This window comes from Marinomonas sp. G8-14, assembly GCF_055808935.1.
Window position 1 is genome coordinate 2,863,809 of record NZ_CM147891.1, and the last position, 15,645, is coordinate 2,879,453.

A 15,645-nucleotide genomic window follows, 5' to 3' on the forward strand; every position below is an offset into this window, starting at 1 on the left:
TACCGATACAGCCCTAACTGTATCTTATCTAAAAGTAGTCCCACAGCTTACTTTTAGATGAATATCAGCATTCCCCACAGGATGATGTTATTCGCAACTGCTAGTTACTTTTTTTGAAACCGGACGCTTGTCCGGTTTTTTTTGCCACATTTAGACCATTACGTCATAATCTACCAGCAAAAAAAACGGCGCCCCGAAGGTCGCCGTCAACTAACACACGTAAATGTGTCCGATCATTCATTAAGCTGCTTTTGCCTTATCCTCACGCAATTGAGCTTGCATAAAATTTGCTTGTGCAAGTTTCTCCATGAGACGCACTACCTGACAGCTGTAACCATATTCATTATCGTACCAAACATAAAGAATAGCTTGATTACCACGTACCTTAGTCGATAAAGAATCGACAATCCCCGCCTGCTGAGAGCCAATGAAATCAGAGCTAACAGCATCCGCACAATCACTGTAACCAATTTGCCCGGTTAGCTCGGCACGAGTGGAGGCCGCTTTCAGTAGCTGATTGATCTCTTCAACCGAAGAGGCTGTTTTTAGATTCAAACTTAATACAGCAATCGAGACGTTAATAACAGGAACACGAATCGCACTACCGCTCAATTTACCTTCTAGAGAAGGGATGGCTTTTGACACAGCTTTCGCTGCGCCAGTTTCTGTCATAACCATGTTCATACCCGCAGCACGACCACGACGATCGCCTTTATGGATATTATCAATTAGGTTTTGGTCATTGGTGTAAGCATGAACCGTTTCTACGTGACCAGACTCAATTCCAAAGGCTTTCTCAAGTACAGACAAAATAGGCGTAATCGCATTCGTCGTACAAGATGCAGCAGATACAATGCGATCAGCATCAGTGATATCACTATCGTTCACACCAAATACAACGTTCTTCATTTCTTTACCAGGAGCCGTCAATACAACACGCTCAATACCTGGACGGTTCAAATGAACACTCAAACCGTCATGGTCACGCCAGCGGCCAGTGTTATCAACCAACAAAGCATTATTAATTCCATAAGCTTGGTAATCCACTTCTGCAGGGTCAGAAGCATAAATCACCTTCACCGATGAACCATTAATAATCAAGGCTTGATTCTCTTCGTCAACCTTAACCAATCCGTCGTAAACACCGTGGACAGAATCGTATTTCAACAAGCTAGCACGCTTAGACAAATCGTTGTCGCACGCTTTACGTACCACAATGGCCGCCAATGACATACCTGGAGTAGTGTGACCAAGAGTGCACATACGACGAGCCAACAAACGACCAATACGACCAAATCCGTATAAAACTACTGGAGTTTCAGTACCGTCGTTTGACTGAGCAGCCAATACAGCGTCAACATCCGCTTCAGCGATTAAAGACTCAAGCTCAACTACTGTATGAGCGACATCACTGGCTAACACTTGCTCTAACACTTGATAAACTTGAGCAAGGTCTAGCTCTGGATGCTGGTCAAAAGCCGCCATCAATCCAGTGACAGAATCCGCCATGAGTGTGTTGCCTGCCAACTGAACTTTTACCGCTTTTTCACGGCCAAGTTTACCCAAAAGAGGAATCATAGATTCTGCTTGCGAAAGTGTTTGTAACCAAGTGCTTGTCATTTTCTGCCCCCGAAAAAAGACTCTGTTGTATCAATATGGGCGCAGTCTAACGGCACTTCAGAACAAAAACAAATTGTAATAAGGCAACAAAAAACCTTTAAAATCTTATATTTAGCGTGATTTTTTATAGAAATAACGAAATAACCAGAAAGGTCTAGAAACTTTACTACATAATCATAAAATAAAACGCCACATCAGCCTAAACCGTTCGGTTATGTTGTAATTTGGCAACGAAAACTGACAGGAAATTTCATGAATTATTTTACAAATGACGCTTTCTCTCGGCCAAAATCCCTAAAACACAGAAACAACCGATCACCAAAGCAGGTCGATAGACAAACTCCACCTGCGTAATTCCCCAATACACCAATGGCTGGCTCCATAAGGTTAACAGTCCATAACCAAAGGTACACATCAAAATAAACGCACTCACCCTAGCAATGAATACCCAAGAGGCAACCAACCGCTTAAGGTAAGCATTCACCTTATCCCCATATATCACCAAACATGTTGCCACGAACGCGAGAGAGATATCCTGAAGATGGGGCTGAATAAAATGCGCCACCCGTAAATTAAGATCCACAATAAACATAAACAACCACTATTTTTTACGAGATAAGGCTTCGACATCAATTTGACCAGAACGCGTCACTTCGCGGGGATGCTCATCAACATACAGAATAGACACATCAAATGTACTGTTATGCAGTTCAATCAAGGTGCCATCTTTGAACAACCAAGTTGAACGACCAATTCCCTTGTTTAGATACCCGCCACTAGGCGCACCGTATTTTTTTTCCAATAAATCACCTAATGCTTTGCGCTTTTCATTGCTTTCGACAACACCAGATAACAAGGCTTGGCTAACATAACCAGACGAATTGGAATAAATAGTCGCATTGGTCACACCGAAAATACCTTCCGGCCCCAAACTATAGCTGACCACACCTTCTTTATAAGAGGGATAACTACGCAACCCCATGGTAGTAAGTTGCTTTTCTAAACGCTCCAAACTCAAATCATTTAAAGACAAACCAAACAACTCTGCGATGCTAGAAGCACGAGAGGTCATGTCATTTGACGTATTTGCCGACACACTGGCCACAGAGAACAAAGCAAGCACACTAGCAACGCAAAACGACAAGGAAATTCTTCGCATTCCTTCTTTCCTTTACGATATGAAAATTTAGTTTTACAGGCAAAAAACACGTAACCTGATATATAATACAACAGTATAAACGCCTCTAGTTCAAGGCGGACAAAAACTTTATTTACTGAGGTAATACATGGCTCTTGTTATTGGCATTACAGGCGTATCCGGCAGCGGAAAAAGCCGACTTTGTTCTCTATTAGCAGAAGGTCAAGATGACAAAATCACCGTTTTGTGCCAAGACAGTTTCTACAATGGATGCGGCAGCATTGACCCAGATGTGTATAACTTTGACGATTTAAGTTCGTTAGATCTTGAAAGCCTCACTTTAGCCATTCATAACTGCAAAAATCGCCAGCAGCCTAATGAAATTCCGGTTTACGACCATTCTCAGCACAAGCGAGTGGGCTACCGAAATTTGGACCCTACACATGTTGTGCTAGTGGAAGGTCACATGATGTTCCAAGATCCGGGTATTCGTGACGCGGTTGATTACCTTCTATACGTCGACACAGACATGGACATAGCCATTGTGCGCCGCCTAAAGCGAGACATCGCAGAACGTGGCCGCGACGTCAACGAAGTCACCAGTCGATACATGCGCCATGTGCGCCAAGCGTCATTAAAAACCTTAGAGATCCGCAGCAAAGCGGACTTTATTATCCCCAATAACAAAAGTTTTACCAATGCGGCCAACTTATTACGAAGCCATATTGATTTCTTACTAAAAGAAAAAGGCGCCAAATAGGCGCCTTTTTCTATACAGAGACTAAGAAAGCCGCTGTGATTACTTTTTAATGTCGTCGAAAAAACGTTTCACACCATCAAACCAGCTTTTTTGCTTAGGCGAGTGATTGGTGCCCTCACCCATGCTTTCAGCCAATTCGGTAAGCAGTTCTTTTTGACGAGACGTCAGGTTTACTGGTGTTTCAACCACAGCCTTACAAATTAGATCACCAACTGGACCGCCACGTACAGGTTTCACGCCCTTATTACGAAGACGGAATAGTTTTCCTGATTGACACTCAGCCGTCACCTTCAAGCGTACGCGTCCATCAAGTGTCGGTACATCAATTTCACCGCCCAATGCCGCCGTTGTGAAACTAATAGGCACTTCACAGTAAAGATTCGCACCATCGCGTTCAAAAATACTATGAGGCTTCACGGACACTTGAACAAACAAATCACCTGCAGGACCGCCATGCGTACCCGCTTCGCCTTCGCCAGACAAACGAATACGGTCACCCGTATCGACACCGGCTGGAATTTTGACATTCAATGTTTTGTATTCTTGTACGCGGCCTTGACCATGACAATCTGAACATGGATCAGAAATAACCTGACCGGCACCATGACATTCTGGACAAGTTTGTTGAACAGAGAAAAAACCTTGTGACATACGTACTTGACCCGCACCACCACAGGTACCACACGTCTTAGGCGTTGAGCCTTTTTTCGCACCTGAACCATCACAGGTTTTACAATTTACTAGGGTTGGAATGCGTATTTTTTCTTCGCACCCCCACACCGCTTGCTCAAGATCCAGCTCAAGAGTGTAACGTAAATCGGAGCCTCGGCGCGTTCGGCTTTGTCCACCACCGCCACCAAAAATATCACCAAATACATCACCAAAAATATCACTAAAACCGCCCGCGCCTGCGCCACCGCCATAGCCACCAGCTTGGCCATTCACGCCATCGTGACCAAAACGATCATAGGCTGCACGCTTGTCATCGGAAGACAAGATTTCGTAAGCCTCAGCAAGTTCTTTGAACTTTTCAAGTGCTTCTGGGTTATCTGGATTCTTGTCTGGGTGGTACTTATTCGCCAAAGAACGATAAGCTTTTTTAATATCTTTCTTATCCGCGCCTTTGGCCACCCCAAGAACGTCGTAATAGTCTCTTTTGCTCATCGCAGCAATTCCTGAATTTAAAAGCCTGAATTAAAAAGCCTGAATTAAAAAATCTACATCTAAAAAACACCAAACTCATATTGTGCAAATAGCAAAGCACGGTCAAAAACCGTGCCTGCCATACACAGCCCCACTAACGAGGGCAAAATAAGAGCTTAACGCTTATTTTTTATCTTCTTTTACTTCTTCAAACTCAGCATCAACAGCATCGTCTTGAGACTTAGCTTGCTCGCCTGTTGCAGATTGAGCACCCGCTTCAGCATCGGCGTACATCTTCTGAGCCAAAGTGCCAGACGCCTGAGTCAACGCATTGGTTTTCTCTTCAATCTTCTCTTTGTCATTAGATGTCAACGCTTCTTCAAGCTCAGTAATCGCCGTTTCAATCGCCGCTTTCTCTTCAGCAGACGCCTTATCACCGGCATCCGCTAATGTTTTACGCGTCGCATGGATCATGCCGTCGGCAGTGTTACGAACTTGTACAAGCTCTTCAAACTTACGGTCTTCTTCTGCATTCGCTTCGGCATCACGAACCATTTTTTCAACTTCTTCATCGCTCAAACCAGAAGACGATTTGATCACGATAGATTGCTCTTTACCGGTCGCTTTGTCTTTCGCAGACACGCTCAAGATACCGTTCGCATCGATGTCGAAGCTTACTTCGATCTGTGGCACACCACGTGGAGCAGGTGGAATGTCAGCCAAGTCGAAACGACCTAGAGATTTGTTCTGCGACGCTTGTTTACGCTCACCTTGCAATGCATGAATCGTTACCGCATTTTGGTTGTCTTCTGCTGTAGAGAAAGTTTGTGATTTCTTCGTTGGGATCGTCGTGTTTTTCTCGATCAACGTCGTCATCACACCACCCATTGTCTCGATACCTAGAGATAATGGTGTTACGTCTAGAAGAAGAACGTCTTTCACGTCACCAGAAAGTACCGCACCTTGGATAGAGGCACCGATCGCAACCGCTTCGTCAGGGTTCACGTCTTTACGTGGCTCTTTACCGAAGAATTCAGATACCTTCGCTTGTACCAATGGCATACGTGTTTGACCACCAACCAAGATTACTTCATTGATATCAGCCGCCGTTAGATCAGCGTCTTTCAATGCTTGACGGCAAGGCTCAAGCGATTTCAACACAAGCTCTTCAACCAAAGACTCCAACTTAGAACGCGTCAATTTCACGTTCAAGTGTTTAGGACCTGTCGCATCGGCCGTGATGTAAGGCAAGTTCACTTCTGTTTGAGAAGAAGAAGACAACTCAACTTTCGCTTTCTCACCCGCTTCTTTCAAACGTTGTAGCGCTAGTGGATCGTTGTGAAGATCGATACCAGACGATTTTTTAAATTCTGCAGCCAAGTACTCGATAACACGCATATCGAAGTCTTCACCACCTAGGAAAGTATCACCGTTTGTAGACAATACTTCGAATTGCTTCTCGCCATCTACGTCAGCGATCTCGATGATAGAGATATCGAATGTACCACCACCAAGGTCATAAACCGCGATAGTAGAGTCGCCAGTGCTCTTGTCTAGGCCATAAGCCAACGCCGCCGCTGTTGGCTCGTTGATAATACGTTTAACTTCTAGACCTGCGATTTTACCCGCGTCTTTGGTTGCTTGACGTTGAGAGTCATTGAAGTAAGCAGGCACAGTGATAACCGCTTCAGTCACTTTCTCACCCAAGTAGTCTTCCGCTGTTTTCTTCATTTTCTTCAAAACTTCAGCAGAGATTTGTGGTGGCGCTTTCTTGTCGCCTTTCACTTCTACCCACGCATCGCCGTTATCTGCAGCAATAATTTTGTAAGGCACCATAGAGATGTCTTTTTGAACCACGTCGTCTTTAAATTTACGACCGATCAAACGCTTAACCGCAAACAAAGTATTTGTTGGGTTGGTAACCGCTTGACGTTTAGCTGATTGACCGACAAGCACTTCACCATCTTCGGCAAAAGCCACGATGGAAGGTGTGGTGCGATCGCCTTCCGCGTTTTCAATAACGCGCGCTTTCTCGCCGTCCAACACAGCAACACAAGAGTTCGTTGTACCTAAGTCAATACCAATGATTCTACCCATGGTTTGTATCTCCAATAAATTCGTTTATGACGATGATAATTCTGTATTTGGGTACGCTTAAATGTATTTCAAGCGTCCGGTGTCAAAAAAATGACAGTAAATTAAGCTGCACTTGAAACAACGACCATAGCAGGACGCAACAAGCGGCCATTAATGGTGTAACCCTTCTGAACAACGTCCATGACGGTATTCGCTTCTAGTTCAGGGTTTGGCACCATAGTGATGGCTTGGTGTAACTCTGGGTTAAAGGGTTCACCATGTGGATCAACCACTTTCACTTCAAAGCGAGCCAATGTTTCAAGCAAATCTTTTAGCGTCAGCTCAACACCTTCACGAACAGGGTCAGATTCACCTGTATCTGGTGCAGACGCCAGTGCGCGCTCAAGATTGTCTGCCACGTTCACAATCGATTTAGCAAACTTTTCTAAACCAAACTTGTGCGCTTTTTCGACATCTTGTTCAGCACGACGACGTACGTTTTGCGCGTCAGCATGGGCACGAAGTGCCGCTTCTTTATACTGAGCGACTTCTTCTAGCGCTTTTGCAAGCTCATCATTTTCAGTAACTTCTTCTAAAGTCTCTACTTCAGGCTCTAAAATCTCTTCTACTGTGTCGTTCTGTGTTTCGCTTTTCAAATCTTGCTCCGCTTCTAGATTAGGATCTTTTTGCTGCTCACTCATTCTTCAACTCCAAATAACAGAAACAATTCTTTGTCTGTGCCACTTATATGGGGACAGCTTTTTCGCTTTCAACAGTCAAAGCCGCATTAATTTTATGGGAATTAAATTTACGAACAGCACTTGTCAAAAAACAACCAAGTACTGTATAAATAACCATATAAATATATTTTTCTTTGGAGCACTCTATGCTGACCAGCATCGCTATTTCCAACTTCGCCATCGTTGAATCTTTAGAACTGGAATTCAAAAAAGGCATGACTGTGATTTCAGGTGAAACCGGTGCCGGTAAATCCATCATGGTGGATGCTTTATCGCTTTGCCTCGGCGATCGTACCGATGCGGCTGTCGTTCGACATGGTGAAAAAAAGCGGATATTAGCGCCAGCTTTGACATACAACAGTACCCGCATGTACAAAAATGGCTGGAAGAAAGAGACCTAGAACACGACCAACATTGTATTTTGCGTCGTGTGATCAGCAAAGAAGGTCGCTCTAAAGCGTACATAAACGGTCGCCCTTGCACATTGAACGACTTAAAAGAAGTCGGCAGTCAACTGGTCGATATCCATGGTCAACATGAGCACCAGTCTCTTCTGAAAAAGAACGCCCAAAGACAACAGCTTGATGAATATGGTCGCCTTACCGAGTTAAGCAAACAAGTCAGCCAACAGTATTCAATATGGCGACAGCTGAAAGAAGAGGCTCTCTGCACAACAAAATAGATCCGCAGAGCAAGATGCTAAAATCCAGCTTTTGTCTTATCAGGCTCAAGAACTACAACAGCTTGATTTAAAAGAAGGCGAAATCGAAGAATTAGAAAACGAGCAGGCCTTTTTGTCGAACATTGCCGACTCTCAATACAAAGCGTACCAAGCCAGCGGCATTTTAATCGACAGTGACGAAGGCAATGTTTGCTCTTTATTACATCAAGCTATTAACAGTGCCAGCCAAATCCGCCCAGCCACCAAAGAACTGGAAAACGCACTGGAAATGATGAATGTGGCTTTGATACAAGCACAAGAAGCGGCAGACAGTTTGCATCATTACCAAGACACCTTAGAACAAAACCCTGAGCGTCTTGTAAATGTAGAGCAGCGTTTATCGGATATTTACGATACGGCTCGCAAACACAGAACCTTACCTGAGGGCTTGTTGGCCTTACGAGAAAGTGTCGAAGCAGAACTAGACAGCTTACAAAGCAGCGAAGAAAGCTTAGAGTCATTAAAAGAAAAAGAAGAGCAAGCCTATGAAAAGCTCACCGCACTTGCGACAACATTGACAGAGAAGCGCATTATTGCCAAAGACGAGCTAGCACAAAAAGTCGAAGAACAGATACACGGGCTTGGCATGCCCCACGCACGCTTTTTTATTCAGTGCCAACCCCTTAATCAAGTATCAGCCAATGGTTTTGAGGACATTGAATACATGATTGCCTCTAACCCTGGCCAACCAGCACAGCCGTTACGAAAAGTCGCTTCGGGTGGTGAGCTGTCACGTATCAGCTTGGGAATTCAAGTAGTGACCGCACACACATCGATTATTCCGACCTTGGTTTTTGATGAGGTAGACGTTGGCATCAGCGGCGGCATCGCCGAGGTGGTAGGTCGTATGCTGCGCTCTGTTGGCAAACGTGGCCAAGTCTTTTGTGTGACTCACTTGGCGCAAGTGGCCGCACAAGGCAATCAGCATCTACGAGTCAGCAAACTGGTTGAAGACGAAGCAACCTCTTCTCAAGTCGAGTTACTCAAAGATCAGCACCGCACTCAAGAGATCGCTCGCTTGTTAGGCGGACTCGAACTCACTGAGCAAACACTCGCTCACGCCCGTGAAATGCTTGGCAATGTCCAATTGCAATAACCCACTCAATAAAAAGGGCCTAAACTCGTCGTTTAAGCCCTTCTATGTATCACCCAAAGGTCATATGAACGATTATTTTTTCTTTGGACGCACGTAAATAATCAAGCTATGGTCCTCAATATCAAAACCATGCTCTTCTGCAATTTCGCGTTGACGCTTTTCGATAATAGGATCAACAAATTCAATCACCTTGCCGCTGTCTAGACAAATCATATGATCATGATGATCGCCTTTCGCCAACTCAAACACAGCCGTACCAGCCTCAAAGTGATGGCGTTGTACTAATCCTGCAGTTTCAAACTGGGTTAGCACTCGATAAACCGTCGCTAAACCTACGTCTTCACCTTGATCTAGTAAAGTGCGATACACATCATCAGCACTCATATGACGGTCGCCCGCACCTTCAAGAATTTGTAAAATTTTCACTCGTGGTAGAGTTACCTTGAGTCCCGCTTTCTTTAGCTCTTGATTTTCGCTAGTCATGAGTCATTCTCTATTCGATCTTGTTGATAATTACTTTATCATTAGCACACCAGAGTAAGGATAATACAAATGAAAAAATCAGTTTTAATATTATGCGCAGCGCTTTCACTCGGCGCATGCAGTTTATTTCCACCACCTTACAAGGTTCCAGTAACACAAGGAAACCTTGTCACCAAGGAACAGCTATCACAGTTACAAATTGGCATGTCTGAATCTCAGGTCACTTATCTATTGGGCAACCCAATGCTAAGAGACACCTTTAAACCAAACGAATGGCATTACCTATACACAACACTATACGCAACGCCAGACACCAAACAAAGTGATGCAGACGACCTGGTGCTAATTTTTAGCGATGGCGTCTTAACACAAATCAAAAACAACTAATCCTTAGTTGTTTTTTGCTGCACGGTTGGCCCTAGCTTGTTTTGGGTCAACCTTCAGCTCACGATACAGCTCAACTCGCTCGCCTTCTTTTAACACTTGCTCTTCTGCGTTTCTTACCGCTTTACCAAAAATCCCCACCTTCACCGTTTCTACATCCACATCCGGAAAAAAAACTTGGATATTAGAACGACGAACCGCATCGCGCACTGTGCAACCTTCTTCAACCTCTAAAGTGATAATTTTCTGCTTTTCAGGTAGAGCATACGCTACTTCCACTCTCATCTTATTCACCGTACACCACTTTGGCCCGCTTGCTAAAAGAATCCACCATGGTGTTGGCAATTTGACTAAACACCCCACCAAAGGCAAATTTCAGCATGCCGCTCAGTTCAAAATTAATACTCAGCATAATTTTACAGCTTGTCGGAGACAACTCTGTGAACGTCCATACCCCATGCAAACGTTTAAATGGCCCTTTCACCAAAGTCATCTCTATTCGACTGTAATTTTCCAAAAAGTTCTTGGTTGTGAAAGATTGTCTTACCGGCCCTTTTCCCACTTCCAAAGAAGCCACGATTTCTGTTGGCGTTTTTGAAATGAGAGTAGAGTCCCAAGCAACCCGGTAAAAACTCAGGATAACCATCGATATCATTCACCAGTGCAAACATTTGCTCACAACTGTAATTCACATGCGCGAATCGCTCTATATGGCTCAAATTACACTCCTATCCAGCCAGCAAGAGTAATCACTATCATTGCTGGAATACTTATGTATTTCAATGTCTTATACCACCATTGAAAGTGATTTGCTTGCTTTGTAATCATCTCATTTTGCAGCATAGGACGAGGAATAAACCACGCCACCAAAACGGACAACAAAATCGCCCCAACAGGCAAAAGAATCAGGGATGTAAATTTATCCAATAATTCAAACAGATTTAGTCCAAACATCAGCTTGCTGTCCCAATGATTAAGAGACAACAACACGGCAATGCCCACAAACCAAACCGCCATGCCCATTAATAACGCCGCTTTTAAACGGGCAATGTAAAATTTTTCATGCAACCAAGCGACAAACAGTTCCAACATGGAAATCGCCGAGGTTAACGCCGCCACCACAAGCAATAAAAAGAACACCCCTGCAAAAAACTGCCCGCCTAACAAATTACCAAAAATGATCGGCAAAGACACAAACGTCAAACTTGAGGCCCGCCTGAACATCAATATCAAACGAGAAAACCAACGGAAAAATCACCAGCCCAGCTAAAAGAGCCACCAACAAATCCACGCCCACCACAATGCTACAGGCTCGAGCAATGGACATACGTTTACTCATATAGGCGCCATAAGCAAACATGGCTCCCATGCCAACACTTAAACTAAACAACGCCAAACCGACAGCGGCCAATACCACATCAAAGGTAATATTCTGCCAAGACCAGCGGAACATAAAGTTCAATGCCTCGCTCATATTGCCGATCATCATCGAATAACACGCCAGTAATAACAGTGTTACCACCAACACGGGCAATAAAATGCGTACTACAGCGGACAAACCGCGCGTCACCGATTGGCCAACGGTCAATACCACCAATACCATAAAGACCGAATGCCACAATAACATTTCACTGGGCGTCGCTAACAGTTCATTGAACATGCTAGACGCGCCCACCTGAGTAATATTATCAAATCCCCCCGTGATAGCTCGGTCCAAATAAGCAATAGACCAGCCAGCAATCACACTATAAAACGTCAAAATCAAAAAACCTGTGATCCCCGCTAACCAAGGCACCAACACCCAAGCAGGGTGCACAATGCGGCGTTCACTTAAATCATTTACCGTATCAATAGGATTTGAACGCACTGTTCGGCCAAGCGCCACTTCTGCGATCAGTACCGGCAAACCCACCAGCAGTAGACACAGGCAATACACTACCAAAAAAGCGCCGCCACCGTTTTCACCAAGCACATAGGGAAACTTCCAAATGTTGCCTAATCCCACAGCAGATCCGCTGGCCGCAAAAATAAATATCCATGGACTTGACCAGATACCTTGTAAACATCGACTTTCAGGCATAAATTTAGGCTCTAAATACACAAGATGTGTTTTAAGGATAGGAACAAAATACGAACATAAGCAACGTACGTGACACCTAACCAGACAAATTTAGTTAACAGGTACGAATTTTCCAACATTCAGGCGCATACCTCAAGAAAAGCATAGGTTTTTGCCTCTATCGACCGTATAATTTCCAACTATGAGTAAAGTAAAGAAAAAATCCAGCAGCACGGGCACCATCGCGCTTAACAAACGTGCAAAATACGACTACTTTGTCGACCAGAAGTTCGAAGCCGGTTTGGTTTTATCTGGTTGGGAAGTAAAAAGCCTGCGCGAAGGCAAAGCCCAATTAGTAGACTCCTTCGTCATCATCCACCAAAACGAAGCGTGGCTTGTCGGTGCGCGTATTACGCCACTGCTTAGTGCCTCAACGCATGTTGTTTGTGAACCTTTGCGCCAACGTAAATTACTGTTGAACCGCAAAGAGCTTGATAGGATCATCCAAGTCACCGAGCAAAAAGGCAAAACCTGTGCGGCCATGGCACTGTACTGGAAAGCCAACAAAATCAAATGCGAAATCGCTTTGGTAACAGGTAAAAAAGAACACGACAAACGTGATACTGAACGTGATCGTGATTGGTCAAGAGACAAAGAACGATTAATGAAACACAGTGCCTAGTCTGACCCATTCATAAAGGTTATTTAACCGTGTAGTGAATAGGAACAAACTAAGCATTTCAGCGTTATCTCTAGCGTAAGCCAATAGTTTGCGTTAAACTAACGTTACTTTTTGGGGGCGACATGGTTTCGACGTCGGTTACAAACCCAAAGGTGCATGTCGAGAGTGATACGTGATCTCGTTAATCCCCCGTATCAATTTAATAGTCGCAAACGACGAAAACTACGCTTTAGCAGCCTAAACCGCTGCTAGTGTGCTGCCCTCAGGTTGCTTGTAGCCAGAGATTCTGCAGTATCATAAATTACAAGATGCTAACTGATGCCCCGCCTAGGGATAAGGTTATAAGATTAAGTAGGCTCGCCATTAACACCCTGTCCTTCGGGCGGTTCGTGGTCAAATAATAGAAGTGACTATGCATGTAGAGCCGATGGCAGAGGACTGACGGACGGGGGTTCGACCCCCCCGCCTCCACCAATTAAAGGCTTGATTTTAAAAGGGTTTGCACTTTTTAAGATGAAGTCGACACACAAACGACACACTGTTTGTGAGTCATATAAAAAACCACCTTCGGGTGGTTTTTTATTGCCTTAAATTTACCACTCCCACCTCTTTCTACCAAAATCACCCCATTCAGCGAACCATCCCCTCCTTATCACTTAACGAAAATAGCGACTCCTCTAGAGAAAACCTTTACACTTTTCAATTAGCAAAGAGTAACAGCGGTGTACCTCATCCCCTAGGATGGAGACTTATTTGTAAAACGAGTGCAAAAACAGCTAGACGGCTTGGTTGCTATCACCTCAGACAACAAGAACGACTGAGACATGACATGCCAACTCAGGACTTGAGCAAACTTAAAATAGTTGGCCGCGTTGTGTAGTCTGGCAATACGATGATTTAGGAGAGGAAGGAAAAATGAAAAAAATAATTACCTTCATAACTGATAATTTCACTTTATCGGGAGCACTTTTTGCTGTTTATTTTTTTATAATTCATAAATATTTTGATATAAGCCTAGAAGACCTTAAAAGCATCGAAATTAAGGATGTTGGAGGATTTTTAGGCGGGATTTTTTCCCCACTTGCATTTCTAATGTTGATAATTGGATATATAAAAGAACATAAAAATTCTGAATTTACAAAAAATTGGCTTATACAGGAACGAATATCTCAACAATTATCCATACAACCAGATTTTAACTTTAGGTCTGTAAGATTTAACTATTCAGGCGAAAACTACACCAATGACACCTTTTCATCAACACCTGTCAATGAAAAAGAATTATTACACTTAGACATTCAAAACATTGGAGAAGAAGCAACCAGATTAAAATTTACAGTAAACAACAACAAATATGAATTACCTATATTAAAAAAAGATCAAATTCATAAATTTTCAATTGATCTCCCTGCTATAGAAATACATAAAAGTGAAAAATTTAACGCCACTTTATTAAGTAGAAAAAGTAATAAAATAGAATTGAAAATCAGCTATACCGACAAAGATAAAATAATTAGAGAGGTAATCTATTCTTGTGAAATATTAAAAGAGGAGGATAACCTATCACGCCATATAGTTAATATAACAGAGACATCTCCCGCAATAATTAGGACATTAAGAAATGTCAATTAAAAAATAACTAATGGCTAAGAAGTCCGCTTTCGTGTGAATGGTCGTGGCAGTCGCGAGCATAAGCGAGTCTTTCCCACTAAGGCCGAGTGTGAGCGGCCCCAGCGTTACACTATCGCCCAGCTTGAAACCCAAGCGGATGTAAAGCCGTAGTTCGAAAAACATAAGGACATGCACAGCCTGTCTAAATTGGCTAAGCTATTGGACGCAAACACGGCCATTTTTTACGCGACGGCAAACGTCGGAAAAGAAAACTGCTAATGAACTAACAAAAGGCCAAGCAGCCCACGCTTTTTTTCAAAAGGGTCGACACACATTCGCAAGTCATTTCATGATGAACGGCGGCAACATCTTGACCTTACAAAGGGTACTCGGCCATAGTGACATAAAAAAGACCATGTGCTGCGCACGCCTAGCGCCCGATTTTTTAGAAGAAGCTACAAGATTGAATCCACTTGCAGCAAAAAACGAGTCCTGAACGAATGGCGAAAAGAACAACAGACCAACCTCAATGGAACGAGATAGGGCTAGAAGATTTACGAAGTCTGCCACCCGAGCATAGGCTACACAGCCCCGAAGTAATAGAAGAGGCAGAAAGCCTTGATGAGGCTATAAATATCTTAATGCGTGAATTTGGGTTGCTGCATGAGAGCGATATAAAGCAACTTGAAACACCTATAGGACTAATTGATATAGAGGCTAAGCATTTAGGCCATATAGTCGAAAAACGAATGGATGCACGAGAACGCTATATTCATTATGCCTTAGCAACAATCAGTGACCCTTTTGAGGTATGGCGCTCTCAATATGATAACGACACAGTCAAACTACAGTTTATTGGAACCTACACAAGCCGATATCAAATGCTTGTTGTTGTCGCTCAACACGAGACACATACACTATGGAACTTCATGCAGATAGACGCGAAACGTCTCAATAAACACAGGTCGGGAGAAATAATTTACCAAAGAAAAAGGGTAACAGAATGAACTGTTACCCTTTAAAATATGCGCCCTAATTATCCATGGGCAATGGAGAAAGGTCCCACCCTGACACAGACACTTACTTATCTATGGGGTCCTTCCACAAGTTATAGGCAGTAAGGCCAACTTGC

20 protein-coding genes and 1 other RNA gene are annotated in these 15,645 nt (G+C 43.6%); 9 read left to right on the forward strand and 12 right to left on the reverse strand.

The features are described 5' to 3' along the window. Nucleotides 1-240 precede the first annotated feature (240 nt). The 3 genes from AC0L6V_RS14715 to AC0L6V_RS14725 form a co-directional block, all read right to left on the reverse strand. On the reverse strand, nucleotides 241-1,620 hold the full coding sequence (locus AC0L6V_RS14715) for a glyceraldehyde-3-phosphate dehydrogenase (protein WP_265217938.1): 1,380 nt from the start codon (nucleotides 1,618-1,620) through the stop codon (nucleotides 241-243). A 262-nt stretch (nucleotides 1,621-1,882) separates the two neighbouring features. Beyond that, nucleotides 1,883-2,212, reverse strand: a complete 330-nt coding sequence (locus tag AC0L6V_RS14720; protein ID WP_265217939.1) for a DUF3392 domain-containing protein — start codon at nucleotides 2,210-2,212, stop codon at nucleotides 1,883-1,885. Nucleotides 2,213-2,221: 9 nt separating this feature from the next. Continuing rightward, nucleotides 2,222-2,779, reverse strand: a complete 558-nt coding sequence (locus tag AC0L6V_RS14725) for a uridine kinase (protein WP_265217940.1) — start codon at nucleotides 2,777-2,779, stop codon at nucleotides 2,222-2,224. 127 nt (nucleotides 2,780-2,906) lie between these two features. Between AC0L6V_RS14725 and AC0L6V_RS14730 the strand changes: the two genes are divergently transcribed. Continuing rightward, the gene (locus tag AC0L6V_RS14730) at nucleotides 2,907-3,518 is read left to right on the forward strand and encodes a uridine kinase family protein (RefSeq protein ID WP_409418718.1); all 612 of its coding nucleotides are present in this window, start codon (nucleotides 2,907-2,909) and stop codon (nucleotides 3,516-3,518) included. A gap of 39 nt (nucleotides 3,519-3,557) precedes the next feature. On the opposite strand, the gene dnaJ is transcribed toward AC0L6V_RS14730, so the two are convergent. The 3 genes from dnaJ to grpE all read right to left on the reverse strand — a co-directional run bounded on the left by dnaJ (nucleotide 3,558) and on the right by grpE (nucleotide 7,438). Then, nucleotides 3,558-4,682, reverse strand: a complete 1,125-nt coding sequence (dnaJ, locus tag AC0L6V_RS14735; protein WP_409418719.1) for a molecular chaperone DnaJ — start codon at nucleotides 4,680-4,682, stop codon at nucleotides 3,558-3,560. A 162-nt stretch (nucleotides 4,683-4,844) separates the two neighbouring features. Continuing rightward, nucleotides 4,845-6,758, reverse strand: coding sequence for a molecular chaperone DnaK (dnaK, locus tag AC0L6V_RS14740; protein ID WP_265217942.1), 1,914 nt, complete (start codon nucleotides 6,756-6,758; stop codon nucleotides 4,845-4,847). Nucleotides 6,759-6,859: 101 nt separating this feature from the next. Continuing rightward, nucleotides 6,860-7,438 (reverse strand): nucleotide exchange factor GrpE, encoded by a 579-nt coding sequence (grpE, locus tag AC0L6V_RS14745; RefSeq protein ID WP_265217943.1) that lies wholly within the window; start codon nucleotides 7,436-7,438, stop codon nucleotides 6,860-6,862. Nucleotides 7,439-7,623: 185 nt separating this feature from the next. On the opposite strand from grpE, the gene AC0L6V_RS14750 reads away from it, so the two are divergent. The 3 genes from AC0L6V_RS14750 to AC0L6V_RS14760 are packed head-to-tail and all read left to right on the forward strand — an operon-like array spanning nucleotide 7,624 to nucleotide 9,294. Continuing rightward, a complete protein-coding gene (locus AC0L6V_RS14750) occupies nucleotides 7,624-7,878 on the forward strand; it encodes an AAA family ATPase (RefSeq protein ID WP_321160274.1) in 255 nt (84 codons plus the stop codon). Nucleotides 7,879-7,898: 20 nt separating this feature from the next. Then, nucleotides 7,899-8,159, forward strand: a complete 261-nt coding sequence (locus AC0L6V_RS14755) for a hypothetical protein (RefSeq protein ID WP_418138384.1) — start codon at nucleotides 7,899-7,901, stop codon at nucleotides 8,157-8,159. A 31-nt stretch (nucleotides 8,160-8,190) separates the two neighbouring features. After that, nucleotides 8,191-9,294, forward strand: coding sequence for a DNA repair protein RecN (locus AC0L6V_RS14760; RefSeq protein ID WP_321160276.1), 1,104 nt, complete (start codon nucleotides 8,191-8,193; stop codon nucleotides 9,292-9,294). A 72-nt stretch (nucleotides 9,295-9,366) separates the two neighbouring features. Here the strand turns inward: AC0L6V_RS14760 and fur are convergent, their stop codons facing one another. Further along, on the reverse strand, nucleotides 9,367-9,777 hold the full coding sequence (gene fur, locus AC0L6V_RS14765; RefSeq protein ID WP_111607180.1) for a ferric iron uptake transcriptional regulator: 411 nt from the start codon (nucleotides 9,775-9,777) through the stop codon (nucleotides 9,367-9,369). 69 nt (nucleotides 9,778-9,846) lie between these two features. Between fur and AC0L6V_RS14770 the strand changes: the two genes are divergently transcribed. Then, nucleotides 9,847-10,164: an outer membrane protein assembly factor BamE gene (locus tag AC0L6V_RS14770; RefSeq protein WP_265217944.1), complete on the forward strand. Its 318-nt coding sequence runs from the start codon at nucleotides 9,847-9,849 to the stop codon at nucleotides 10,162-10,164. Between the two features lie 3 nt (nucleotides 10,165-10,167). Here AC0L6V_RS14770 and AC0L6V_RS14775 read toward each other — a convergent pair whose 3' ends face one another. From AC0L6V_RS14775 to AC0L6V_RS14795, 5 genes are read right to left on the reverse strand one after another with little or no spacing between them, the layout of a single operon-like run. Continuing rightward, complete coding sequence (locus AC0L6V_RS14775) at nucleotides 10,168-10,446, reverse strand: RnfH family protein (protein WP_265217945.1); 279 nt, start codon at nucleotides 10,444-10,446, stop codon at nucleotides 10,168-10,170. Between the two features lies 1 nt (nucleotide 10,447). After that, nucleotides 10,448-10,738, reverse strand: coding sequence for a type II toxin-antitoxin system RatA family toxin (locus AC0L6V_RS14780; RefSeq protein ID WP_265217946.1), 291 nt, complete (start codon nucleotides 10,736-10,738; stop codon nucleotides 10,448-10,450). Continuing rightward, nucleotides 10,629-10,880, reverse strand: coding sequence for a type II toxin-antitoxin system RatA family toxin (locus AC0L6V_RS14785; RefSeq protein ID WP_265217947.1), 252 nt, complete (start codon nucleotides 10,878-10,880; stop codon nucleotides 10,629-10,631). Before AC0L6V_RS14785 ends, AC0L6V_RS14780 begins: the two co-directional genes overlap by 110 nt. A gap of 1 nt (nucleotide 10,881) precedes the next feature. Further along, nucleotides 10,882-11,355, reverse strand: a complete 474-nt coding sequence (locus AC0L6V_RS14790) for an SLC5/6 family protein (protein ID WP_418139094.1) — start codon at nucleotides 11,353-11,355, stop codon at nucleotides 10,882-10,884. Next, nucleotides 11,330-12,241, reverse strand: coding sequence for a sodium-dependent transporter (locus AC0L6V_RS14795; protein ID WP_418138385.1), 912 nt, complete (start codon nucleotides 12,239-12,241; stop codon nucleotides 11,330-11,332). Before AC0L6V_RS14795 ends, AC0L6V_RS14790 begins: the two co-directional genes overlap by 26 nt. Before the next feature lie 181 nt (nucleotides 12,242-12,422). Here AC0L6V_RS14795 and smpB point away from each other — a divergent pair, with 181 nt between their 5' ends. The 4 genes from smpB (at nucleotide 12,423) to AC0L6V_RS14815 (ending at nucleotide 15,520) form a co-directional block, all read left to right on the forward strand. After that, nucleotides 12,423-12,902, forward strand: coding sequence for an SsrA-binding protein SmpB (gene smpB, locus AC0L6V_RS14800; RefSeq protein WP_111607185.1), 480 nt, complete (start codon nucleotides 12,423-12,425; stop codon nucleotides 12,900-12,902). A gap of 113 nt (nucleotides 12,903-13,015) precedes the next feature. Further along, nucleotides 13,016-13,376, forward strand: a transfer-messenger RNA (tmRNA) gene (ssrA, locus tag AC0L6V_RS14805). A 441-nt stretch (nucleotides 13,377-13,817) separates the two neighbouring features. Continuing rightward, a complete protein-coding gene (locus AC0L6V_RS14810; protein WP_265217949.1) occupies nucleotides 13,818-14,534 on the forward strand; it encodes a hypothetical protein in 717 nt (238 codons plus the stop codon). 479 nt (nucleotides 14,535-15,013) lie between these two features. Continuing rightward, nucleotides 15,014-15,520, forward strand: a complete 507-nt coding sequence (locus AC0L6V_RS14815) for a PBECR2 nuclease fold domain-containing protein (RefSeq protein ID WP_265217950.1) — start codon at nucleotides 15,014-15,016, stop codon at nucleotides 15,518-15,520. Nucleotides 15,521-15,645 lie beyond the last annotated feature (125 nt).